The following is a 23,579-nucleotide window of genomic DNA, read 5'->3' on the forward strand; positions in this document are numbered from 1 at the left end:
CGGCTTTATAGATTGACGACACACGTCTCCCCGCGTACTGCGGATCGATTACTGCCACAACGGCTTCCTGGCGTGGCAGGCTAAACCCAACGGAGCACCTTTCATGACCCGCACGAACTATACCTTCACCTCGGAATCGGTTTCCGAGGGCCATCCGGATAAGGTCTGTGACCGTATCTCGGACGCTGTTCTTGACGCCTTTCTGAGCGAAGAGCCTGAGGCCCGCGTTGCGGCCGAAACCTTTGCTACCACCAATCGCGTGGTGATCGGGGGGGAAGTGGGTTTGTCGGATCAGGACAAACTGCACGACTACATGGGCCGGATCGACGAAATCGCCCGCGCCTGTATCAAGGACATCGGCTACGAGCAGGACAAGTTTCACCACGAAACCGTCGAAATCACCAATCTGCTGCACGAGCAGTCTGCCCATATCGCACAGGGTGTTGATGCGGCCGCCGACAAGGAAGAGGGTGCCGGCGATCAAGGCATCATGTTTGGCTTTGCCACGAATGAGACCCCAGCGCTGATGCCGGCCCCGATCCAGTACAGCCATGCGATCCTGCGCCGGCTTGCGGAAGTGCGCAAGAATGGCTCCGAGCCGACGCTTGGCCCGGACGCAAAATCGCAGCTGTCGGTGGTCTATGAAAACGGCAAACCCACACGCGTCAGCTCATTGGTTCTGTCGACACAGCATCTCGATGAAACGCTGACCTCCAACGATATCCGTGCCATCGTCGAGCCTTATATCCGCGAAACCCTGCCGGATGGCTGGCTGACGGATGAGACGGTATGGCACGTCAACCCGACGGGAAAATTCGTCATCGGCGGACCGGATGGGGATGCGGGGCTGACCGGTCGCAAGATTATCGTGGATACCTACGGTGGTGCGGCGCCTCATGGCGGCGGCGCGTTTTCCGGCAAGGATCCGACCAAGGTCGACCGTTCGGCCGCCTATGCCGCGCGCTATCTGGCCAAGAACGTCGTCGCTGCGGGCCTCGCCGATAAATGTACAATCCAGTTGTCCTATGCGATCGGCGTGGCCAAGCCGCTGTCGATCTATGCGGATACCCACGGCACCGGCGATGTTGATGCGGCCCGGATCGAGGCGGCCATTGATCAGATCATGGACCTCACGCCTCGTGGCATTCGTCATCACCTCGGCTTGAACAAACCGATCTACGAGCGAACAGCGGCTTATGGGCATTTTGGCCGTGAGCCTGACACAGATGGCGGGTTCAGCTGGGAGCGCACCGATCTGGTCGACGCGCTGACAAAAGCGATCTGACGCCATTAGGCGATAAGACAAGAACGACAAAGGCGGGGAAGTCCCCGCCTTTTTTTCATCCAGCCGTAGCCGCTCATAACGGCCTTGGCAAAAGACGTGGAAGATCGGGCGCTTTGCTGGCAATATAGCTGCGAACCCGGATCTACATGGAATTGCGTTTGCCCTGTCTTCGTCATGTTCTGTTATTTTCTCAACGCGCCCCTGCCAGGGCTGCGCAATGCGGCTTGCTTGGACTTGTCGCTCTGATGTCTGTCGGCCTCACCGGGCTTGGCCCCGCCATGGCCCGCGAGACGCTGCCCGCGAAGTTCAAGATAGACGGCAATACGCTGATCTATGACACCGACGCCCAGTTTGCTGACAACGGGGATGGCACATCTCAGGAGACAGCCGGTGAGATTACGGATGATGATATCGAACCCTTCCGTGAAATCCTTGATGCGAACCCGGCCATAACACGGCTGCAGCTCAATAGCGGCGGCGGCAGCGTCTACGCAGGTGAAACGATTGCCGACATTGTTCAGGGCCACGCGCTTGATACCTGGGTGGTCGGCGAATGTATCAGCGCCTGCGTCGATATCTTTCTGGCCGGTGATCGTCGCCAGATGACGCTGGGATCAAAGATCGGCTTTCATCAGCGTGATTGGGCGCCCAAAGCGGTGCAGAGCTATTATCGCCTGTGGCGCAAGGATGAGAACTGGGCGACGCCCTTTGAGTTCGGCACCTGGATCTATCGCGACACGCAGTCGGAGGTCTTTCGGCATCTGAAGTATATGATGCAGCGCGGTGTTGATCCGGCCTTTGCGATCGAAACGTTCAAGACCGAGCCCGAGGACGTCTGGTACCCGACACGGTTGCGGCTGATGGCGGCCGGGGTGCTGCGCGAGAAGCCTTGATAGGGCCTGCCCCGAACCGCATCTATTGCCGGCTGACTTGACCCAGACGCAAGCATGGGGCAGAGGGGCGGCCAGGTTTTGAACGCGCGATAGGAAAGTCTCCCGATGTCTGATGACAGCAAACCCACCCAGGCGCCTACTGGCGACAGCCGGCCCAATGCGGTTGACAAACATCAGAGCGGTGCGCCCTGGCGGAACTTTTACGGGCGGCTCAAAGGCAAGCAGCTGAAAGACAGCCAGCAGCGCTACATCGACGAAGATCTCGCCTCACTCAGCCCGGGCGCTGTTGGCTGGGACGTGAACCCCGATCGCTCCGATCTTGATCTGGCGGCGATGTTCGGAGGGCGCGATGTCTGGCTGGAAGTTGGTTTCGGCGGCGGCGAACATCTGGTGCATCAGGCGAAGTCGAACCCGGATGTCGGGATCATCGGCGCAGAACCCTATATCAACGGTGTCGCTATGCTCTTGGGCAAGATCCGCCGCGCGGGGGTGGACAATATAAAGGTCCATCACGGCGATGCACGCGACCTGATGGATGTTCTGCCGGAACAGTCGATCTCCCGTGCCTTTTTGCTCTACCCCGACCCCTGGCCTAAGGCCCGCCATCACCGTCGCCGTTTCGTGACCCAAGAGCATCTCGAGCCGCTGGCAAAATGCCTAAAACCGGGCGCGATCTTCCGGGTGGCAACCGATATCCCCGATTATGTCCGCCAAACCATGGAAGAGGTGCCGCAGGCCGGATTCGAGTGGCTGGCAGAGGGGCCGGATGACTGGCGCGTGGCCTGGGATGACTGGATCTCGACCCGCTATGAGCAAAAGGCCCTGCGCGAAGGCCGTACGCCCCACTATATGACCTTTCGTCGCCTCTGATCTCATTCGGCCCGCTCGACGAACACGATATTCTGCCGGGAATGGCGGCAGCGGGAAAACACGCTGGACCGAAACCGAGCGATTGGGTAGGTCCAATTGTGAACGCTAGCATTTCGAAAGGTTCCTCATGTCCGGACACGGTACGCCCATCCCGATGACCTCGCACCGCGCCGATCCGCTGACCGGCATCGCTGAGGTTCCAGGCGACAAGTCGATTTCGCATCGCTCGCTGATCCTTGGTGCGCTGGCCGTTGGCGAGACCAAGATTTCGGGCTTGCTGGAAGGTGAGGATGTCCTGGATACAGCCAAGGCGATGCAGGCGATGGGGGCGGAGGTCATCAACCATGGTGGCGGAAACTGGTCGGTGCACGGCGTCGGCGTCGGTGGTCTGGCTGAGCCGGATCAGGTGATCGACTGCGGCAACTCCGGTACGGGCGTACGCCTGATCATGGGGGTTATGGCGACCTCTCCCATCACAGTAACATTTACCGGCGATGCCAGCCTCAACAAGCGGCCTATGGCGCGGGTGACCGATCCGCTGGCCCTGTTTGGTGCGCAGTCTGTTGGCCGCTCGGGCGGACGTCTGCCGATGACGATTGTCGGTTCCGCGGATCCAACCCCCGTGCGCTACACCGTTCCAGTGCCCTCGGCGCAGGTGAAATCCGCAGTCTTGCTGGCTGGTCTGAACGCACCCGGAAAGACGGTGGTGATCGAGAAAGAGGCGACCCGCGACCACTCTGAGCGCATGCTGGCAGGCTTCGGCGCCGAAATCACTGTCGAGGATACCGATGAGGGGCGCGTTATCACGCTGACAGGACAGCCCGAATTGAAGCCGCAGGTCATTGCGGTGCCGCGTGATCCTTCCAGCGCGGCCTTCCCGGTATGTGCTGCGTTGATCACTCCCGGATCTGATGTGCTGGTCCCCGGTATCGGCCTGAACCCGACGCGGGCAGGGCTGTTCTACACGCTTCAGGATATGGGCGCGGATCTCACCTTTGAAAACATGCGCGAAGAGGGTGGGGAGCCGGTGGCCGACCTGCGCGCACGCTATTCGCCCGAAATGAAGGGGATTGATGTCCCGCCAGAACGCGCCGCCTCGATGATCGACGAATATCCGGTTCTGTCTGTGGTGGCGTCTTTTGCCACCGGCAAAACGATGATGACCGGTGTGAAGGAGCTGCGTGTCAAGGAAAGCGACAGGATCGACGCGATGGCCCGTGGCCTGCGGGCCAACGGCGTGATGGTCGAGGAGGGTGACGACTGGTGGGCGGTCTCTGGTCTCGGTCCGGAAGGTGTGCCCGGTGGCGGCACCTGCGAGAGTTTTCTCGATCACCGCATTGCAATGTCCTTCATGGTCATGGGCATGGGAGCGCAGAAACCGGTGACGGTTGACGATGGCACGCCAATTGCCACCTCCTTTCCGATTTTCACGTCCCTGATGACCGGTTTGGGGGCACGGCTAGAGACACCGTCATGAGCTTCACGGTCGCAGTTGATGGCCCCGCTGCTGCAGGTAAGGGCACGATATCGCGGGCGGTTGCGGCTCATTTCGGCTTTGGTCACCTGGACACCGGGCTGCTCTATCGTGCCGTTGGCGCGCGGATGCTCGCAGGTGATAAGCCGATTGAGGCCGCGCTTGCGCTGCTGCCTGAGGATCTTGAGCGCCCTGAACTGCGTACGGCACAGGTGGCCCAGGCCGCCTCAAAGGTTGCTGTGATCCCTGAAGTGCGCGCGGCCCTGGTCGATTTTCAACGCGCCTTTGCCCGTCGGGCTGGCGGCGCGGTGCTGGACGGGCGGGACATCGGCACCGTGATCTGCCCGCGTGCGCAGGCAAAGCTTTTCGTGACGGCAAGCGCCGAAGTGCGCGCGCAGCGACGTTTGCAGGAGCTGATGGCTGCTGGAAACCCCACTAGCTTTGCCGAGGTGCTGGAAGATGTGAAGGCCCGCGATGCACGCGACACAAACCGTTCCGAGTCGCCTCTGAAACCTGCCAGCGATGCGGTGATCCTGGACACCAGCGCGTTGAGCATTGTGGAAGCTGTGGCGATGGCCATTGCAGCCATTGAGGCACGCCGCTAGCGGCCGTTGGCAATCCCTAATCCGCAGTTTGCAGGGCAGATCAGATAGCCATGTCACGGCGATAAGCCGCTGTTGCGTCCCATGGCAGAGTGAAACCTCGCGTGTTTTTGCTCGTTCCAGCGGTTATTGTCGGTGTGCCGGCCCTTCCTTTGCGGAGATTTATGACGGTTTCCCTTGCGCCGAAGGGGGAATCCGCATACTAAGCGCGCTGTCACTATAGAGGCGGTTAACGCACGGGCGGCATTCTGAGCAGGGTCGGGGCATACCTCGGCCCTTTGTGTTTGTCTGATCAGACCGGCATGTGCTGCGCCTCATACGGACCAATCTTCAAGACCGGCGGAGACAACCGCCCGGCCAGATAAAACCGATTTGTAAAGGAAACCTGAGACCACATGGCTCAAGACACATCGATGGAGGAATTCGAAGCCCTCCTGAACGAAAGCTTCGAAATGGACACACCCGAAGAAGGGTCTGTCGTAAAAGGCAAGGTCATCGCAATCGAAGCGGGCCAGGCCATCATCGACGTCGGCTACAAAATGGAAGGCCGCGTTGAGCTCAAAGAATTCGCAAACCCTGGCGAAGCTCCCGAAATCTCTGTTGGCGACGAAGTCGAAGTCTTCCTGCGCGCCGCTGAGAACGCCCGTGGCGAAGCAGTTATCTCCCGCGAGATGGCCCGCCGCGAAGAAGCATGGGATCGCCTGGAAAAAGCATACGCAGACGACCAGCGCGTCGAAGGTGCGATCTTCGGTCGTGTCAAAGGCGGCTTCACCGTCGATCTGGGCGGCGCAGTTGCCTTCCTGCCCGGTTCGCAGGTTGACGTGCGCCCCGTGCGCGACGCTGGCCCGCTGATGGGTCTGAAGCAGCCGTTCCAGATCCTGAAGATGGACCGTCGTCGTGGCAACATCGTTGTGTCCCGCCGTGCGATCCTCGAAGAGTCCCGCGCCGAGCAGCGCGCCGAAGTTATCGGCAACCTGTCCGAAGGCCAGGCAGTGGACGGTGTCGTCAAGAACATCACCGAATACGGTGCGTTTGTTGACCTGGGCGGCGTTGACGGCCTGCTGCACGTCACCGACATGGCATGGCGCCGTGTGAACCACCCCTCCGAGATCCTGTCGATCGGCGAAACCGTCAAGGTTCAGGTCATCAAGATCAACAAAGACACCCACCGCATCAGCCTCGGCATGAAGCAGCTGCAGGAAGATCCGTGGGATCTGGTTGGCGCCAAATACCCGCTGTCCTCCGTGCACAAGGGTCGCGTCACCAACATCACCGATTACGGTGCATTTGTTGAGCTGGAGCCGGGCGTCGAAGGTCTGGTTCACGTCTCCGAGATGTCCTGGACCAAGAAGAACGTCCACCCGGGCAAAATCGTCTCCACTTCTCAGGAAGTCGACGTCATGGTTCTGGAAATCGACGGTGCCAAGCGCCGCGTGTCTCTGGGCCTCAAGCAGACCATGCGCAACCCATGGGAAGTCTTTGCTGAGACTCACCCCGAGGGCACCCAGGTCGAAGGCGAAGTCAAGAACATCACCGAATTCGGTCTGTTCATTGGCCTCGACGGCGACATCGACGGCATGGTTCACCTCTCCGACCTCAGCTGGGACGAGCGCGGCGAAGACGCGATTCAGAACTACCGCAAAGGCGACATGGTTTCGGCCGTTGTTTCCGAAGTGGATGTCGAGAAAGAGCGTATCTCGCTGTCGATCAAAGCCCTGGGCGGCGACAAGTTCGCAGAAGCCGTGGGCGGCGTGAAGCGCGGCTCCATCGTGACCGTGAACGTCACCGCCATCGAAGAAGGCGGCATCGAAGTGGAATACGAAGGCATGAAGTCCTTCATCCGCCGCTCCGATCTGTCGCGTGACCGTGCCGAACAGCGCCCCGAGCGCTTCTCGGTTGGTGACAAGGTTGATGTGCGCGTGACCAACGTGGACAGCAAGACCCGCCGTCTGGGCCTGTCGATCAAAGCACGCGAAATCGCGGAAGAAAAAGAAGCTGTCGAACAGTACGGCTCCTCGGATTCCGGCGCATCGCTGGGCGATATCCTCGGCGCAGCGCTGAAAACAGGCGACTGATTTCAGCAGCCAGCCTAGGCTGACGAGTACGAACGGTCCTGCCCTGTTGGGTGGGGCCGTTTCTTTTTGTCGCAGGCCAATCCTCTCTCCCGTGGCGGCAGGCGGGGGGAAAACACCGCCGGGCCTGACTGCGAATCACAAAATCTGTCCCGACCCTTGCAGATGAATCCGGCGTGCCCCATCTCTGCTTTGTGGGTGAAAGTCGCCTGAACGAGCCTAATGATAGGCAAACGCTGACTTATTTGCGGGGCAGGCCCGTATCCACTGTTCCCGGTTTGAGGTTTTGTACCTATAGTCGGTGGATAGAAACTGTGCCTAGCTTGGCTTGGGAGGGCCGAGAGATGATCCGCTCGGAATTGATCCAGAAGATTGCAGACGAAAACCCGCACCTGTATCAGCGTGATGTGGAGCGGATCGTGAATACCGTGTTCGAAGAGGTGACCGACGCAATGGCGCGCGGTGATCGTGTGGAGCTGCGGGGCTTTGGCGCCTTTTCGGTGAAACAGCGGGATGCGCGGGTTGGTCGCAATCCCCGTACCGGCGAAACGGTCCATGTTGAGGAAAAACACGTGCCGTTCTTCAAGACAGGTAAACTCTTGAGGGATCGCCTGAACGGAAAAGCCTGATGCGCTATATTCGCTATGCCTATCTTGGGGTGATTGCTATCGCCCTTATCTCTGTTTCTTTGGCGAACCGGGGGCTGGTTGAACTCAAACTGATGCCCACGGCTTTTGCCGAACTTCTGGGATATAATTTTCAGATCACGTTGCCGCTGTTTGTGGTGGTTCTGGGTGGCATTGCGGTTGGATTGATCATCGGCTTCATCATCGAATGGCTGCGTGAACACAAACATCGCCGCGAAGCAGATCTGAAGGCTCGCGAGGCGAAGAAGCTCTCGCGCGAGGTCAATCGCCTGAAGAAGCAGAAACACGAGGGCAAGGACGAGGTCCTCGCTATTCTCGACGAAGCGAGCTGACGCCCCATGGACATTCGGGTCAAGATCTGTGGGCTGAAAACGCCGGGCGACATCGCGGCTGCGGCTGAGGCGGGCGCCGCCTATATTGGTTTCAACTTCTTTCCGAAATCCCCCCGGTCTGTGACCCCGCAGGAGGCGGCAGTACTTGCTGTTGAGGCGCCGATGGGCTTGTGCAAGGTCGCGTTGGTGGTCAATCCAGATGACGCCCTGCTGGATGAAATCACCAGTGTTGTACCATTGGACATGATTCAGTTGCACGGGCAGGAAACGCCGGAGCGGGTTGCGCAGGTCAAAGCACGCTACGGCCTGCCGGTGATGAAGGTTCTCGGAGTCTCGAATGCTGAGGATATCCAGGGGATCGAAGCCTACGAATCCGTTGCGGACCAGATTCTCGTCGATGCCAAGGCGCCGAAGGGGGCCGTTCTTCCCGGCGGCAATGGGGTCATCTTTGACTGGGGTCTGCTGGCGCGCAAGAAATACTGGCGGCGGCCCTGGATGCTGGCAGGCGGCTTGACGCCTGAGAATGTCGCCGAGGCGATCCGGGTCACCGGTGCGCGCCAGGTCGATGTGGCCTCCGGTGCAGAGAGCACGGTTGGCGTGAAGGATCCGGCCCGCATTCGTGCATTCTGTGAAGCCGCCGGTGCGCCACGCCGCTGAGCGGCACCTTGGCTCCGGCGATCCAACGCCAGCGCCGCGACATTGCGCATCAGCCCCGATAATCCGCTGCACCTCTCTTTACCCGGGGCAGGCTGCGCTATACTCATATCGAGCGCCGCGAAGAAGGAAAGAACCATGGCCGAAGATCTATTCAACAGCTTCATGAACGGTCCCGACGAACAGGGACGGTTTGGTATTTTCGGGGGACGGTTTGTCAGCGAGACCCTGATGCCGCTGATCCTCAGCCTGGAAGAGGAGTATGATCGCGCCAAGGATGATCCAAGCTTCTGGGCGGAGATGGATGACCTTTGGAAGAACTATGTGGGTCGCCCCAGCCCGCTCTATTTCGCCGAGCGGTTGACGGACCATCTCGGCGGTGCCAAGGTTTATCTGAAGCGTGATGAGCTGAACCACACTGGCGCGCATAAGATCAACAATGTTCTGGGGCAGATCCTGCTCGCCCGCCGCATGGGCAAGAACCGGATCATCGCCGAGACGGGCGCCGGGCAGCATGGTGTTGCTACAGCAACGGTCTGCGCTAAGTTCGGCCTGAAATGCGTGGTCTATATGGGCGCTCATGATGTGCAGCGTCAGGCGCCCAATGTCTTCCGTATGCGGCTTCTGGGTGCTGAGGTGATCCCGGTCACCTCGGGGCGTGGAACGCTGAAAGATGCCATGAATGACGCGCTGCGCGACTGGGTGACCAACGTCCACGACACCTTTTACTGCATCGGGACGGTGGCTGGCCCACACCCCTATCCGGCGATGGTGCGCGACTTCCAGGCGGTGATCGGCAAAGAGGTCCGCTGGCAGCTCGCTGAGCAGGAGGGGGAGGGTCGCCTGCCTGACACTGTGATTGCGGCCATCGGTGGCGGATCGAACGCCATGGGCCTGTTCTACCCCTTCCTTGATGACAAATCGGTCAACATCATCGGGGTCGAGGCCGGCGGCAAGGGTGTCGACGAGAAGATGCAGCATTGCGCATCTCTAACTGGCGGTCGCCCGGGGGTGCTTCACGGCAACCGAACCTACCTGTTGCAGGACGACGACGGGCAGATCCTTGAGGGCTTTTCGATCTCTGCCGGACTGGACTACCCGGGGATCGGGCCGGAACACGCCTGGCTGAATGATATCGGCCGCGCCAACTACGTCTCCATCACCGATAAGGAGGCGCTGGAAGCGTTTCAGCTGTCCTGTGCGCTGGAGGGGATCATCCCGGCGCTTGAGCCAAGCCATGCACTGGCGCATGTGATGAAGATCGCACCGGATCTGCCAAAGGACCATATCATCGTGATGAATATGTGTGGTCGTGGCGACAAGGATATCTTTACCGTCGCCCGTCACCTCGGCTTTGACATGTCTGACACCGAAGGCCGCGACAGCGACTGAACCTGCCACAATGCACGAATAATCAAAAAAGGCGCCTCGCATCGCGGGCGCCTTTATTCGTGGCTCTAGGCTCGCAGGCGGTCCGCTGCGCCTAAGAGGTTTCCCCTGATGCAGCATGGTTTTTCAGCACGCTGAGCGGAACGATCTCCAAAGCACGCTTATGTGTCGCCGCAAGGTTGACCTGTGGTGCGCAACCTTCGTCAGCCGCCTGAAGGAAACGCGCGGCACAAAGGCACCAGCTGTCCCCGGCCTTCAGCCCGGCAAAGCCGAATTCGGGGCGCGGTGTGGAGAGGTCATTGCCGACGTATTTGGAATAGGCCAGAAACTCATCCGTCATCACCGCGCAGACCGTATGGCTGCCCTGATCCTGCGCGCAGGTGTTGCAATGGCCGTCACGAAAGAACCCGGTCATCGGAGCGGTGGAACAGGAGGCCAGGGCTCTCCCGAATACGTTTATGCTGTCGTCTTGGTCCATGGTCGGATCCTACAGAGATTTGGCAAGGGCCCGCAGTATTCTGACGTTTTCATCAGCGACACCGGGATCACGGAACCGCCGATCAGCGCTGGTTACCACAATCACCACCTCGCGGGCCTGATTGATATAGATATACTGCCCGTAGACCCCTCTGGCCAGAAATTCGCCCGGTACGGCATTCTTGGGGATCCACCATTGAAACCCATACCCGATACGACCGGCCTTTGTCGGCGCCGATGGCCGGGTGGAGGCGGTGATCCAGGCCTGCGGAACCACCTGCATGCCGTTGTAGCGGCCGTTCTGGGCAATCATCTGACCAAAGCGTGCATAGTCGCGCGTGGTCTGGTTGATCCCTCCCAGCACAAAGGCAACGCCCTCGCCATCCGTCAGATAATAGCCCGCCTGTTCCAGGCCGAGATGCCTCAGTATTTTCTCTGACAGGAGGTCCGGGACGGTGCGGCCCGTTGCCCCGCGGATGACCATTCCCAGCACATGGGTGTCGATGGAGACATACTGCCAGGCCTCGCCCGGGGCTCCGATTGTTTCGGTCAGGCCAGCGGCGAACTCATCCAGCGTGCCGCCAAGCGCCAGCGTGCGCCCCATACGGTTGATGTCGGAGTTATAGTCCAGATAATCCTCGTTGAACTTAACTCCGCTGGCCATATTCAACACATTGCGGATGCTGGCCCGCTCATAGGCACTGCCCTTCAGCTCGGGCGCATACTCGATGACAAGATCATCGAGCGAGCGGATCTTATCCTCCTGCAACAGAATGCCCAGCAGCGCCGAGAGGTAGCTCTTGGCCATCGACCAGGAAATCCGCAGATCACCCGGCTTGGTCCCCTGATAATAGCTTTCGTGACGAAGCTGACCGCCCTTCAGTACCAAGAGAGACGTAACCGTCCGCTCATTGATCCAGTCTTGGGCGCCGGCTGGCAGTGTCATTTCGACGCCGCGCGGCAGGGGGCTGACCGCAGTGTCGCCACGATCAAGGGGGACCGTCAGGAATGCCGCCTCCATATTTGAGAAATTAGAAACAATACGATCTGCATCAAACAGCCTGTTCACGGCCATCAGACGGCTCAGCGACTCTCGCTGCCAATAGGCAAGGGCGGCCGCGCAGATCAGTAAGGTTATGAGAAAATAGGAAAATAGCTTTAAATATCGACGCATAAAAATCCTCCTCGGGCGCGGCTGAGCCTAGCCAGCCGGAGCCTGCCCGCGCAAACAGGACGCAACGGAAACTTTGATTACTTGAACTTGTTCAGCAGCCGCTCCATGGCGGATGGCTGGGGTTGATTGCCGGTGTCAGTTCTATCGGCTTGTGAAGGCTGGGAGGGCTGCGACTTGGCCGTGTCTCCGGATTTTGCCGCTTTTTCCGAAGGTACGGCAGCTTTCTGCCCCTTTGGCGCCGACCCGGCGCTCGAGCTGCGCGGTGGAGCCACGCGCAGGGCAACAGCATTCATGAATTTTCCGCCATCTCCCGCCGCCAAATGGGCGGCGCCGTCGGAGATACCGCGCATTAGATCATCGAGCCAGACCTCATCTGCCTTCGCGAAATCGCGTAGCACATATCCTGCAACGGCGTCCTTGTGACCCGGGTGACCGATACCGAGCCGCACGCGACCGTAATCTGCACCGATATGAGAATGGATCGAGCGCAGCCCATTATGGCCTGCATGACCGCCGCCCTGTTTCACCCGCGCCTTCCCCGGTGCAAGGTCCAGCTCATCGTGCAGGACAATCACATCGGCGGGGGCGAGTTTATAGAACCGCATAGCTTCACCGACGGACTGACCGGACAGGTTCATAAAGGTCTGCGGTTTCAGCAGCAGGACCTTGGTTTCGCCAAGCATACCTTCACTGATCTGGGCCTGGAACTTTGATTTCCAGGGCGAAAACCCGTGGTCGCTTGCAATCTGATCCAGCGACATAAAGCCGATATTGTGCCGGTTGCCTGCATATTTCGCGCCGGGGTTTCCGAGGCCAACAAAAAGTTTCATGGACAATTCTACGATGTGTTTGGTGTGGGGCTCTATCTCATCAGGCTACATGGCGCGTTTGCGAACAAAAATCCAGCCCCTGACGCGATTCGACATCCGTTTGAAAGGTGGCGACCTGCCAAGACTGCCGCCCATATCTACAAAAAAAAGCGAGGCCAAAGATGGCCTCGCTTCGTCGTTCCGGACCTTTCGGTCGGAGCTTATTCTTCTGCGGTCACTTCGGCTTCGTCTTCAGACGCTTCGTTGTCAGCGGACTTCAGGCCCGACGGAGCGGAGATGTTGGCTACAACGAAATCGCGGTCGATGGTCGGCTTTGCGCCTTCCGGCAGTTTGATTGAGGAGATGGTGACGGTGTCGCCAACATTCAGACCGTCAAGATCAACAACCAGCTTCTCGGGGATGTCGCCAGCGGTCACAACCAGCTCAACCTCGGGACGGACGGCGGTCAGAACGCCGCCACGCTTGATGCCGGGGGCTTTGTCTTCGTTGATGAACTCTACGGGAACGAAGAGATTCACCTTCGAGGTGCGACGCAGACGCATCAGGTCGAAGTGTGTCGGCAGGTCCTTGACAACGTCACGCTGAACGTCGCGGCAGATCACGCGCACGTCTTCCTGGCCTTCCACTTTCAGGTTCCACAGGGTGGACTTGAAGCGGCCGGCTTTCAGTTTTTTCAGCAGTTCGTTGAAGGGGATCTGGATCGACATCGGTTCGGCATCGCCACCGAAAACAACACCAGGAACCATGCCAGCACGACGTGCTGCACGAGCGGCGCCCTTGCCCGACCCCGTACGTTCTTGGCAAACAAGATCAGGAATCTGACCAGCCATGATAATTCTCCAATTTGATAATGGGGGTGCCTCCAAGGCTGTCACCCCGCGTGAAGCCGTGCGCATAGACCGGATTGGCTGATATTGCAAGTCGCAAACCGGAAATACGGCTGTCGCCGCACCGTATGTTACTGCCAGCGTCCGCCGAAATCTTCGGGGATCAGCAGGTTGTGACGACCCAGATTGGCGACGGATTTCTCACCGCATAGCGCCATTGTTGTATCCAGCTCCTTGTGCAGCACCTCCAGTGCCCGGGTGACGCCGGCCTGTCCCATAGCGCCGAGCCCGTAAACAAAGGCGCGCCCGATCATGGTTCCCGTCGCGCCAAGGGCAAGTGCCTTCAGGATATCCTGGCCGGAGCGGATGCCGCTGTCCAAATGAACCTCGATCTGATCGCCGACAGCCTCCATGATTGCCGGAAGCATCTGAATGGAGCTCAGTGCGCCATCCAGCTGGCGGCCACCATGATTGGAGACCACGATTGCGTCGGCACCAACTTTTGCTGCCATCCTGGCATCTTCTACATCTAGAATTCCCTTAAGGATGACCTTGCCATCCCAAAGCTCGATCAGCTTGGCAATCTTGCCCCAGTCGAGCGAGGGGTCGAATTGTTCCGCTGTCCAGGCACCCAGTGACGAGGCGTCCGAAATCCCGTCCACATGGCCGACGATATTGCCGAAGTTACGCCGCTTGGCGCCCAGCATCTGCAGGCCCCAGGTCCATTTGGTCATCAGGTTGGCGATGGTCTTTGGGGTCAGCTTCGGCGGTGCGGAAAGGCCGTTTTTCAGATCCTTGTGCCGCTGGCCAAGAATTTGGAGGTCCAGCGTGATTACCAGGGCGGAGCATTTGGCGTCTTTTGCACGCCGGATCAGACGACGGACATAATCCTCATCCTTCATCGTATAAAGCTGAAACCAAAAGGGTTTTGTCGTAGCCTCGGCCACGTCCTCGATCGAGTTGATGGACATTGTCGACAGCGTGAACGGCACGCCGAAAGCCTCGGCGGCGCGGGCTGCTTTTATCTCGCCGTCGGCATGTTGCATACCGGTCAGACCAACCGGCGCGAGGGCAACAGGCATCGACACTTCCTGCCCGATCATCCGGCTTGCGGTGCTGCGGCCAGCCATATCGACCGCCACCCGTTGGCGCAGTCGAATCTTTTCAAAATCGCTGGTGTTGTCGCGAAAGGTCTGCTCGGTCCAGCTGCCACTTTCTGCATAGTCATAGAACATGCGCGGGACACGCCGTTCATAGATGCGTTTCAGATCGTCGATATTGGTAATGACTGGCACGGTGTCATCCTCGCCCTTGTTTGGTAATAATTTATTACCAATCCATTGGGTGAGATGCAATGCAGGATGCTCGCGCGCGGATGTGAACGGCAAAAAAGCCGCACCCGATGGGATGCGGCCTGATGATTGTTGGCGGCGATCAGCTGATTGCGATCAGGCAGCGTGTGCCCCGTCAGAGAGAGACTTTACGAAACTGAGGACCTCGGCGACGGATTTGCCTGCGCCAATCTGGCCGACAATGGCAGAGCCGACCACCGCGCCATCGGCGACGGAGGCGATGGCCTTTGATTTTTCAGGCGTATTGATGCCAAAGCCGACGATAACAGGCAGATCGGTATTGGCTTTGATCCGTGCCACTTCCGGTCCGACATTGGTCGCTTCGGCTTCGGCTGCACCTGTGATCCCGGTGATCGAGACGTAATAGACAAAACCGGAGGTGTTTTGCAGGACGCGGGGCAGGCGCTTGTCGTCGGTGGTAGGAGTGGCCAGTCGAATGAAATTCAGCCCTGCCTCCTGCGCGGGGAGGCACAATTCGCTGTCTTCTTCCGGCGGCAGGTCAACCACGATCAACCCGTCGATGCCGGCTGCCTTGGCGTCTTTGAGGAACTTATCAACGCCCCGGCTATAGATAGGGTTGTAGTATCCCATCATCACAATGGGTGTGGTGTCGTCTTCGGCGCGGAACGCACGCGCCAGCTCAAGTGTGCGCTCAAGGGTCATACCGGCTTCCAGCGCGCGCTGTCCGGCCAGCTGAATGGTCGGGCCATCGGCCATCGGATCGGTAAAGGGTAGGCCCAGTTCGATCACATCGACGCCCGCCGCGGGCAGCCCCTTTACCAGTTCAAGCGAGGTGTCGAAGTCAGGGTCACCCGCCATGACATAGGCGACAAAGGCCTTTTTGCTGGCAGCTTTCAGTTCGGCGAATTTGGCATCAATGCGGGTCATGATCGGGCCTTTTGAATGTGTCCGCTTCGGTGTGCCGAATGTTGCGGCGGAAATCAATCCCGCTCGCCTTATTGCCACGCTGCTCCTCCGCCAGGCGGGCGCCTGCCTCTAGCCTTTGAAGGGGACGTGCCAGCGCAGCAGTAGCGAATTTACCCCGGGGTTGATATCGGCTGTGGATGCGTTTGATTTATGGGTCAGCGCCAGCGACAGCGATTTGCCATTTGCGAATTCCTTGCCAAGGGCGATTGCGCTGCGAATTTCAAATGTTGAGCCCAGATCGTTGAGCCGGACACTCTCGGCGTAGGCACCGGGCATTACGCTGGTTTCAATGAACCAGCCGCGCTGGAGATGCCACGTGCCGACCGCACCTGCGCCGATGAACAGATCGCCAGTGGTTTGCACATCAAGTGCGGCACCAAAGGCTGCGTCGAAGTTGCCACGCTGCCAGAACGCATCATGCTGGTATTCCACCGAGATCAATGCGCTATCCTCTGCGCCTTCACGGGAAAAGCTTGAATATCCTGCACCAAAGATCCAGTCGGCGGCAGCCGAAGGGAGGGCGCTGGCAAGCGTCAGGGCGCAGGCGAGGGGCGTCGCGGTAACGAAGGTGCGTAATGTCATTGTCAATAGTCTCGTTTTGGTCAGCCTAGCTGAAATGAGCCGTTAAATCATAAGAATGTCCACCTTCTGGCGGGGCAAAGGGATCACATTCCGATCAAAGGAACGCGAGTGTCGCCAATTGGTTGCACCTTGTTTTGAAATTTTCCTTGTTCAGAACCTCCGCATCGGGACTGGGTCTTCACGGCTCTTTGCACCAGCCTCGACCGGGGCGCTTGGCGGAGGGGGCGGGAGATGCGCGCTTGCGTCACTTCGAAATGCTGCCTAGAAGCACCTCCCAAGTGGCATCAGGAGGCCGAAATGGGCTTTAAAATGGGAATCGTGGGTCTGCCGAACGTCGGCAAGTCGACCCTGTTCAACGCATTGACGAAAACCGCATCGGCGCAGGCGGCGAACTTTCCGTTTTGCACGATCGAACCGAATGTCGGTGAAGTCGGCGTGCCCGATGCCCGGCTGGACAAGCTGGCGGCCATTGCGGGCTCTAAACAGATCATCCCGACGCGGATGACATTTGTTGATATCGCAGGCCTGGTCAAAGGCGCTTCGCAGGGCGAGGGTCTGGGCAACCAGTTTCTCGCCAACATCCGCGAAACCGATGCCATCGCCCATGTGCTGCGCTGCTTTGAAGATGGCGATGTGACCCATGTTGAAGGGCGCGTTGACCCGGTTGCCGATGCCGAGGTGATCGAGACTGAACTGATGCTGGCCGACCTAGAAAGCATTGAAAAACGCCGCGCCAATCTGGTGCGTAAGCTGAAGGGCAACGACAAGGAAGCTCAGCAGCAGGACCGCCTTCTGGCGGCGGCACAGGCGATGTTGGAAGATGGCAAACCCGCGCGCCTGGTCGAGGTCGATGCAGAGGATGCCAAGGCCTGGAAAATGCTGCAACTGCTGACAACCAAGCCAGTGCTTTATGTCTGCAACGTCGGCGAGTCGGAATCGGTCGAGGGCAACGAGCATTCGGCCAAAGTGGCGGACATGGCTGCGGCTCAGGGCAACAGCCATGTGATCATCTCGGCCCAGATCGAAGAAGAAATCAGCCAGCTGGAGCCGGAGGAAGCAGAGATGTTCCTCTCCGAAATGGGGCTTGCCGAGGCTGGTCTCGACCGGCTGATCCGTGCAGGCTATCAGCTGTTGCATCTGGAGACCTATTTCACCGTTGGCCCCAAGGAAGCACGCGCTTGGACCATCCGGTCCGGTACTGCGGCACCACAGGCGGCGGGCGTCATCCACGGCGATTTCGAGAAAGGTTTCATCCGCGCTGAAACCATCGCCTATGACGATTTCATCGCCCATAACGGCGAACAGGGTGCCAAGGAAGCGGGCAAGATGCGCGCCGAGGGCAAAAGCTACATCGTCAAGGATGGCGATGTGCTGCACTTCCTGTTCAACACCTGATCTTTCTGCTCTCCGCGACAATATTGGTGCCCGTCTTCCAGTGAAGGCGGGCATTTTCTTGATACAGCTGTTGTCTATTCCTGAAAGTGGCAGGCTTGAGTTGCCGCTAACGGAAATGCTAAACCCGCACGATTAATTAGTCGGAAGGATAAAAATGACAAAGCTGATCATCGACACGGATCCCGGTATCGACGATGCCATGGCGATTTTCTACGCGGCCGCGGCCCCGGATATCGAGCTACTCGGGCTGACGACAATCTTTGGCAATGTGACCACCAAAACGGCCACCCGTAACGCGTTGCGTTTGCTGGAAGCTGCGGGTCTGGACCTGCCTGTCGCCCATGGCGCCGAGACCCCGCTGGTGCTGCCGCCCTTTACGCCCTCTGCCCATGTGCATGGCGCCGAAGGGTTTGGCGACATTCCGGCCAAGACGCCGAAAGGGCAGGCTCTGGAGGAGGATGCAGCTGACTTCCTGATCCGCATGGCGCGCGAGCACAAGGGTGAGCTGGTGATCTGTCCGATTGGTCCGCTGACCAATATCGCCCATGCGATTCAGCGCGACGCCGAGTTTGCAAAAAATGTGAAACGGATCGTGATCATGGGTGGCTCGCTGGAAGAGGGCGGCAATATCACCCCCCACGCCGAAGCCAACATCTATCATGACCCCCACGCGGCCGACGTCGTCTTCGGTTCCGGCGCGCAGGTCGAGATGGTCGGTCTGGATGTCACGCATCGCATTCTGTGCACCGCCGAGGATTTCTCCGCCATTGCCGCGCAATCCCCGGAGCTGGGTGGGATGTTGCAGGAAATGTCGGTCTTCTACCTGCATTTCTATGAAACCGTCGGCAAGTTTGACGGCTGCTCGCTTCATGATCCGGCCGCAGTCATTGCCTGCACGCATCCTGAGTTTTTCACGGCGCGCTCGGTTGCAATGGAGGTGTCCTGCGACGGTGAAACGTCAGGCGAAACCCGCCTCGCCACAGACAGCGACCGCAAGCCGATCGACGTCTACATGGCAGTTGACGCCGATGCGGTGAAAACTCTGTTCCTGAAGCGGCTTGCCATCCTGCCCTGAAGCGGTGCGCGACGATGGTTTCCTTCGTCCGAACAGCGTCTCACATCGCCCCGCTGCAGCACGCCTGCGGCGGGGCGATTGCTGTTTTTGTCCCCCTGGTCAAGGGCTGCAATTTTTTTGCCGAAAACAGCATTTCGCCCTTGTTCTTGGCTTGGTTGCGCTGATAGACGGGTCAGCGGAGACGTGGCCGAGTGGTCGAAGGCGCTCCCCTGCTAAGGGAGTAGGCCCGGAAGGGTCTCGTGGGTTCGAATCCCATCGTCTCCGCCATCTTCCTCAATATTGTCGTATTCTGTTTCTCTTAATGTTGGGGTGGAATAGGGCGCTCACGATGGATTTCCATCCGGCTGATGAGCCGCACATATTGGGGATCGCTCTGCCCTGAGGGCCGTGAATGTGGTCCTCTTGACCACCTTCGCTTTCGCGTCGGGCGCCGGTATCGCAGGTGCGGGCCGCGCGAAACGGTCTGGATCAGCCTGTGTCTTGGATCGAGCGGCGGGCTGCCACTATCTCGCTCAAGGCGCCATGCTCCAAGCGGACAACGTCGGCAATCGCGCCGGAATCCTCTCTGTGTCCGTGAAGCAATCCGCTTACCGGTCGCGCCTCGGCTGTAAGCACATGGCCATGGATGAAAATAGTCGTTCACCGAGGCCTTCGCCAAGCGACTTGGCGGCCGGTCGCCCGATATGGTTTTGCGGCGATAAGCAAGCCGAGTAACTTCGTTATGGTCACCGCGCCACGCTGAGATCGGCCTCCGCTCTGCCGCCGTCTATCGGGCTCTGTCATCTAGAGGTGCTTCAGGCCTATCAAATGACGCGCGTCAACCGCCTGTATTCCCACACAAGTGTCATATTGCGACCGTGCCGATGATACTGCGGATTCTTTAGCAGGGGCCGGTAGGGGAACCGATGTCGGAAAGCAGGTCAAATACCGGGATGAGCTTTTGAAACGTCGCAGTGGTACGTTCGACGAGATCTGGCTCCGTGACAAAGGCTGTGTCGGTGATGTCGATCCATGCGGCAAACCCCTTGCGTCGCAGTGCAACCTCGTTCGGATGATCCTTATCAAAACCTTTGGGGACCCGTTTCAGGTCCGGCTCACCGATGCGGATACCTGAGGCACGCAGTTCGTCCGTCAATGCGATCAACTCGGCCCCTTTAGGACCCGCCATCGCCCTGCGGAAATTGGCGAGTGCTTCGTTGTCGTATTGAAACACGCCACAGCCCAGCGTCAGCTTCTCAGGCGAGAGACCGAAGAACCACATGGGCGGCTGCGCTGTTGTTCTTTCTGGTCTCAAGGCGACGTGGATATGAGCGTTGTAGGGCGTCTTGACCTTGGAGAAGCGGACGTCGCGATGGATACGGAAGATCTTGCTGCTATGCGGTTGACCGGTCAGCGCACCAAGTGCGCTCTCCATGTGAGCCGCAAAGACCTTGGTGGGATCTTTGATGCAGTGTTCATATGTCGTTTTATGTGCCGTGAACCAGTCTTTGGTGTTGTTCGCCTTCAGATCGCGCAGGAATTGCAGCGCATCGGGGCTGTAGCTGTCGAATGTATTCATGATTGTCCCTCACTTTTTGGCGGGCAGGGTTGCTGCATGTTCCAGGCATTGCTGCAGCCAGCGCTTCATTGCGGGGTCCGGGCAATCGGCCTCATCTACCAGGACGAAGCCACCCAGCTTGCGCTTGCCGTGGGTGACGACGCGGGCGGTCGGGTCTTCAAGGGCGGCCGCTTCGTTCTCCTTGCCGATACGGAACATAAACCGCCCGACACCATCTTTGTGCCGTCGCGCACCGCAAAGCATATTGCCGTTCAGGAAAAAACACACACCGCCCATCATCCGCTTTTCAGTGATCCCCACATGCGCGGCGAGTGCGCCGCGCATGTGTTGGCTAAGGCCTTCGTCATAAGGCATCAGGCAGCCCCAAATAGTTGCCACAGGATGGCGATGGCGAGCATGAACATCGCCAAGGTTGTCAGCGCGGCACCGACGGCGCGCCCTTTGCTATCCGCCGATGCAAGCAGGCCAAAGTAGTGGATGAGCCGCGCCAGGATGAGCACGGCACCGCAGAGGGCCACCAGCCAAGCTGCGGTTCCGGCGATTTCAGCACCGGCGAGGGCCAGAAGCGCAAGCGGGACATATTCGACAAAGTTGCCATGGGCCCGGATCCGACGCAGCAGCACATCATCGTCACCATGCAGCAGCAGGATGCCGGTTTTGGCCCGGCGCACCCCGACCGAGATCGCCATCGGGATGCTGAGAAGGACGAAAATCGCCGTTACGGCCAGCGCGATCTGTGGTGTTTGTTCCATCTGAGCGCGTCCTTAGGCCGGGTTCTGGGCATAGGTGATCACTGCAAAGCGGGCGCCCTGCGGATCTGTGAGCGTTGCCATGCGACCGACACCGGGCATATCCATGGGGGCTTGCAGGACGGTTGCGCCTTTGGCCTTTGCGGTGGCCACGCAGCTGTCCACATCGGCAACGGTAAAGAAAATCGTCCAACTTCCGCTCTCCTCGGGCATGGGAGAAAAACCGCCAATCGCCGTTTCGCCCACCGCAATCGCCGAGTAGCTGGACCCGTCCTGCATCGGCATATTGTTGATCGTCCAGCCTAGCACCTCCTGATAAAAGGTTTTGGCCTTCTCCTGATCCGGCCCGGAGTGCCCGATCCAGCCGGCGTTTCCAATTGCTGTCATCTCAAGAATGCTCATATGTCTTCTCCCTGTTTGCCTGCCCGAATGCAGGTCTGACCCAAGGACGCATGACCACTCCCAACCCCTACACGTCGGGCAGTTCTTTTTTGCTGAGCGCGATTTTTCCTTGAACGGCGGCGCGTTCCGGTGCTGTCGGGTTGAGTGAAAGCGCTGCTTCAAACGCCTTGATGGCCGCTGGATGATTGCCGGTGTCCTGCAACAGCCGGCCTCTCATGGCATGAAACCAGCGGTATTGCGACAGATCGTCAGCCAGCGGCTCCAACGCGGCCAACGCGTAGGCAGGGCCTTCAATCCGTGCCTCCGCTGCGATGAGGTTGAGACGCACAACGGGCGAAGGCTGCAGGGCATAGAGCGCGGCGTAATGCGCAGCGATCAGTGACCAATCGGTCTCTTCTGCGGAGGGCGCGCGGGCATGGACCGCAGCAATCGCGGCCTGAATGATGTAACCCCCCCGATGATTGATCCTCTGGGCCTTTTGTAGCAGCGCCGTCGCCTCGGCGATTTGGGAGAGATCCCATCGGCTGCGGTTCTGATCCTCCAACGGGACGAGCTGGCCATCAGCATCCATGCGCGCGTCACGCCGCGAATGTTGAAACAGCAGGAGCGACAGAAGCGCCGCCTGCTCGCCCATGGCAGGGAACAGGTTTGCCAGCAGACGAGCGAGGCGGATTGCCTCTTCGCAGACTGTGAGCTTGATCTGGGTCTCACCACCAGAAGCCGACCAGCCCTCGTTGAACATCAGGTAGACCATCAGCGAGACCTCACCCAGCCGCGCGCCCCGCTCCTGCGGGCTGGGTGTTTCAAAGGCGACGGTGCCACTGGCGATTTTCTTCTTCGCGCGGGTGATCCGTTGTTCCATGGCCTTCGGTTTGATCAGGAAGCCGCGTGCAATTTCCGCAACGCTGAGCCCGGCGACGATCCGCAGCGCGATGGCAATCTGATCGCGCCGTTCCAGCTCCGGGTGGCAACAGATGAATAACAGGCGCAGGACGTCATCGCGCAGTTCATCGGGATCAGGGGGTGCCTCTGTCATGGGTTGAAACTCTGCACAGTGCCGCGCCAGGATGGCATGGTGCCGCTGGGACTTGCGCAGCGTGTCGAGCCCCGCGTTGCGGGCGGTGGCCAGCAGCCAGGCCAAAGGATCACGGGGTGCGCCGATGTCCGTCCAGACCTTGAGGGCTTTGAGACAGGCCTCTGCAAAGGCGTCCTCCGCGATGTCTATATCGCGGAAGTAGCGGGTCAGCGCGGCCAGCGCCTGCGGACGCTGTCTGGTGATTGTTGCTTCTAGCCAGTCCGACACATGCCTATTCCGATGAAATCGCACCTCCAGCCCAGGCCACGGGCCGCACTTCTAGCCGAACCACCGGGGATGAGATCATCTTGGCATGGGTTAGAGCATCGTCCAGGTTTTCAAAGTCGGCGGCGTAAAATCCCAAGAAACTCTCTTTGGTCTCGGCATAGGGCCCATCCACAATCAACGGAGGCTGATCGACCGCCGGTGCAGGGTCAAGCATCACTGCCGAGGTTGGCGGCATCAGCTTGATCGAGATGAACTCCCCTCGTTTCTTCAGCGCCTCCTGCAACGCGCCATGTCCGGCCAGTACTTCGTCCTGCCGTTCTTTGGGGAGTGTTTCAAAAAGCCCGGCTTCTCCGTAGATTGTAATTGCATAGATCATGGTTTTCTCCAGTGCACTGATCACATGCTGCAAGAACGCGCGGGCCAATGCAAATCCGACAATACCTGCGTGGATTTCTGAAAAAAGATGATTGCTGGTCGCGCGGCTGGATCGCGAACCCTTGTAATCGCCCATGACGCTGCGCTTGCGCGGCGGGTATTCTAGCAGGTCTGCGTCCTATTGGTTCTTTGCAACGCTTGAGCGTGGCATCCCCTCCCAATGCAACAGCGCAATGGAGATGAGGCATGTTGCGGGCGCACACGCATACGAGATTGGGTAATTGCCAAATGCAAAGCTGCTGCAATCTGTGTCCTCGGCTATGGTCTCTCTGAAT

25 protein-coding genes, 1 tRNA gene and 1 riboswitch are annotated in these 23,579 nt (G+C 59.2%); of the genes, 13 read left to right on the forward strand and 13 right to left on the reverse strand.

Annotated features, from left to right (window positions below):
* Positions 1–48 precede the first annotated feature (48 nt).
* A riboswitch (SAM-SAH riboswitch) is annotated at positions 49–97 on the forward strand.
* Positions 98–103: 6 nt separating this feature from the next.
* The 10 genes from metK (at position 104) to trpB (ending at position 10,221) form a co-directional block, all read left to right on the forward strand.
* Positions 104–1,285 carry a methionine adenosyltransferase gene (metK, locus tag VXL81_RS11535; RefSeq protein ID WP_340544431.1) on the forward strand — a complete coding sequence of 394 codons (1,182 nt, stop codon included), beginning with the start codon at positions 104–106 and terminating at the stop codon, positions 1,283–1,285.
* 245 nt (positions 1,286–1,530) lie between these two features.
* Positions 1,531–2,178: an ATP-dependent Clp protease proteolytic subunit gene (locus VXL81_RS11540; protein WP_416554330.1), complete on the forward strand. Its 648-nt coding sequence runs from the start codon at positions 1,531–1,533 to the stop codon at positions 2,176–2,178.
* A gap of 105 nt (positions 2,179–2,283) precedes the next feature.
* A complete protein-coding gene (gene trmB / locus VXL81_RS11545) occupies positions 2,284–3,048 on the forward strand; it encodes a tRNA (guanine(46)-N(7))-methyltransferase TrmB (RefSeq protein ID WP_340544433.1) in 765 nt (254 codons plus the stop codon).
* Between the two features lie 127 nt (positions 3,049–3,175).
* Positions 3,176–4,525, forward strand: coding sequence for a 3-phosphoshikimate 1-carboxyvinyltransferase (aroA, locus tag VXL81_RS11550; RefSeq protein ID WP_416554332.1), 1,350 nt, complete (start codon positions 3,176–3,178; stop codon positions 4,523–4,525).
* A complete protein-coding gene (gene cmk, locus VXL81_RS11555) occupies positions 4,522–5,127 on the forward strand; it encodes a (d)CMP kinase (protein ID WP_416554334.1) in 606 nt (201 codons plus the stop codon). The genes aroA and cmk overlap by 4 nt, the downstream gene beginning before the upstream one ends.
* Positions 5,128–5,519: 392 nt before the next feature.
* Positions 5,520–7,199 (forward strand): 30S ribosomal protein S1, encoded by a 1,680-nt coding sequence (gene rpsA / locus VXL81_RS11560; RefSeq protein WP_340544437.1) that lies wholly within the window; start codon positions 5,520–5,522, stop codon positions 7,197–7,199.
* A gap of 341 nt (positions 7,200–7,540) precedes the next feature.
* Positions 7,541–7,825 (forward strand): integration host factor subunit beta, encoded by a 285-nt coding sequence (ihfB, locus tag VXL81_RS11565; RefSeq protein ID WP_008560927.1) that lies wholly within the window; start codon positions 7,541–7,543, stop codon positions 7,823–7,825.
* Positions 7,825–8,175, forward strand: coding sequence for a LapA family protein (locus tag VXL81_RS11570; RefSeq protein ID WP_340544448.1), 351 nt, complete (start codon positions 7,825–7,827; stop codon positions 8,173–8,175). The genes ihfB and VXL81_RS11570 overlap by 1 nt, the downstream gene beginning before the upstream one ends.
* Before the next feature lie 6 nt (positions 8,176–8,181).
* Entirely contained in the window at positions 8,182–8,832 is a 651-nt protein-coding gene (locus VXL81_RS11575; RefSeq protein WP_416536528.1) for a phosphoribosylanthranilate isomerase, read from the forward strand.
* A 135-nt stretch (positions 8,833–8,967) separates the two neighbouring features.
* Complete coding sequence (trpB, locus tag VXL81_RS11580; protein ID WP_416543303.1) at positions 8,968–10,221, forward strand: tryptophan synthase subunit beta; 1,254 nt, start codon at positions 8,968–8,970, stop codon at positions 10,219–10,221.
* A gap of 91 nt (positions 10,222–10,312) precedes the next feature.
* Here the strand turns inward: trpB and VXL81_RS11585 are convergent, their stop codons facing one another.
* The 7 genes from VXL81_RS11585 to VXL81_RS11615 all read right to left on the reverse strand — a co-directional run bounded on the left by VXL81_RS11585 (position 10,313) and on the right by VXL81_RS11615 (position 16,387).
* Complete coding sequence (locus VXL81_RS11585) at positions 10,313–10,696, reverse strand: DUF2237 family protein (protein WP_340544451.1); 384 nt, start codon at positions 10,694–10,696, stop codon at positions 10,313–10,315.
* 9 nt (positions 10,697–10,705) lie between these two features.
* Positions 10,706–11,869: a serine hydrolase domain-containing protein gene (locus VXL81_RS11590; protein WP_416536531.1), complete on the reverse strand. Its 1,164-nt coding sequence runs from the start codon at positions 11,867–11,869 to the stop codon at positions 10,706–10,708.
* 77 nt (positions 11,870–11,946) lie between these two features.
* Entirely contained in the window at positions 11,947–12,699 is a 753-nt protein-coding gene (pth, locus tag VXL81_RS11595) for an aminoacyl-tRNA hydrolase (RefSeq protein ID WP_416554336.1), read from the reverse strand.
* A 200-nt stretch (positions 12,700–12,899) separates the two neighbouring features.
* Positions 12,900–13,529: a 50S ribosomal protein L25/general stress protein Ctc gene (locus VXL81_RS11600; RefSeq protein ID WP_416554338.1), complete on the reverse strand. Its 630-nt coding sequence runs from the start codon at positions 13,527–13,529 to the stop codon at positions 12,900–12,902.
* A 128-nt stretch (positions 13,530–13,657) separates the two neighbouring features.
* Positions 13,658–14,821 carry an alpha-hydroxy acid oxidase gene (locus tag VXL81_RS11605; RefSeq protein ID WP_340544455.1) on the reverse strand — a complete coding sequence of 388 codons (1,164 nt, stop codon included), beginning with the start codon at positions 14,819–14,821 and terminating at the stop codon, positions 13,658–13,660.
* Between the two features lie 153 nt (positions 14,822–14,974).
* On the reverse strand, positions 14,975–15,766 hold the full coding sequence (gene trpA / locus VXL81_RS11610) for a tryptophan synthase subunit alpha (RefSeq protein ID WP_340544456.1): 792 nt from the start codon (positions 15,764–15,766) through the stop codon (positions 14,975–14,977).
* Between the two features lie 108 nt (positions 15,767–15,874).
* Positions 15,875–16,387, reverse strand: a complete 513-nt coding sequence (locus tag VXL81_RS11615; protein ID WP_416536534.1) for an acyloxyacyl hydrolase — start codon at positions 16,385–16,387, stop codon at positions 15,875–15,877.
* A gap of 297 nt (positions 16,388–16,684) precedes the next feature.
* On the opposite strand from VXL81_RS11615, the gene ychF reads away from it, so the two are divergent.
* The 3 genes from ychF (at position 16,685) to VXL81_RS11630 (ending at position 19,124) form a co-directional block, all read left to right on the forward strand.
* The gene (ychF, locus tag VXL81_RS11620) at positions 16,685–17,782 is read left to right on the forward strand and encodes a redox-regulated ATPase YchF (RefSeq protein ID WP_416537256.1); all 1,098 of its coding nucleotides are present in this window, start codon (positions 16,685–16,687) and stop codon (positions 17,780–17,782) included.
* A gap of 154 nt (positions 17,783–17,936) precedes the next feature.
* On the forward strand, positions 17,937–18,857 hold the full coding sequence (locus tag VXL81_RS11625) for a nucleoside hydrolase (RefSeq protein ID WP_416545453.1): 921 nt from the start codon (positions 17,937–17,939) through the stop codon (positions 18,855–18,857).
* Positions 18,858–19,034: 177 nt separating this feature from the next.
* Positions 19,035–19,124, forward strand: a tRNA-Ser gene (locus VXL81_RS11630).
* 613 nt (positions 19,125–19,737) lie between these two features.
* Here the strand turns inward: VXL81_RS11630 and VXL81_RS11635 are convergent.
* The 6 genes from VXL81_RS11635 to VXL81_RS11660 all read right to left on the reverse strand — a co-directional run bounded on the left by VXL81_RS11635 (position 19,738) and on the right by VXL81_RS11660 (position 23,380).
* Positions 19,738–20,415 (reverse strand): DUF2461 domain-containing protein, encoded by a 678-nt coding sequence (locus VXL81_RS11635; RefSeq protein ID WP_416554340.1) that lies wholly within the window; start codon positions 20,413–20,415, stop codon positions 19,738–19,740.
* A 9-nt stretch (positions 20,416–20,424) separates the two neighbouring features.
* Positions 20,425–20,769, reverse strand: coding sequence for a TfoX/Sxy family protein (locus VXL81_RS11640; RefSeq protein ID WP_416554342.1), 345 nt, complete (start codon positions 20,767–20,769; stop codon positions 20,425–20,427).
* Positions 20,769–21,167, reverse strand: coding sequence for an MAPEG family protein (locus tag VXL81_RS11645; protein ID WP_340544464.1), 399 nt, complete (start codon positions 21,165–21,167; stop codon positions 20,769–20,771). The genes VXL81_RS11640 and VXL81_RS11645 overlap by 1 nt, the downstream gene beginning before the upstream one ends.
* A 12-nt stretch (positions 21,168–21,179) precedes the next feature.
* Positions 21,180–21,566 (reverse strand): VOC family protein, encoded by a 387-nt coding sequence (locus VXL81_RS11650; protein WP_340544466.1) that lies wholly within the window; start codon positions 21,564–21,566, stop codon positions 21,180–21,182.
* Between the two features lie 67 nt (positions 21,567–21,633).
* Positions 21,634–22,869 carry an RNA polymerase sigma factor gene (locus VXL81_RS11655; RefSeq protein ID WP_416554344.1) on the reverse strand — a complete coding sequence of 412 codons (1,236 nt, stop codon included), beginning with the start codon at positions 22,867–22,869 and terminating at the stop codon, positions 21,634–21,636.
* Between the two features lie 4 nt (positions 22,870–22,873).
* Complete coding sequence (locus VXL81_RS11660; protein ID WP_416536539.1) at positions 22,874–23,380, reverse strand: YciI family protein; 507 nt, start codon at positions 23,378–23,380, stop codon at positions 22,874–22,876.
* Positions 23,381–23,579 lie beyond the last annotated feature (199 nt).

The organism is Phaeobacter sp. JH204B (assembly GCF_048055755.1).
GTDB lineage: Bacteria > Pseudomonadota > Alphaproteobacteria > Rhodobacterales > Rhodobacteraceae > Phaeobacter > Phaeobacter bryozoorum.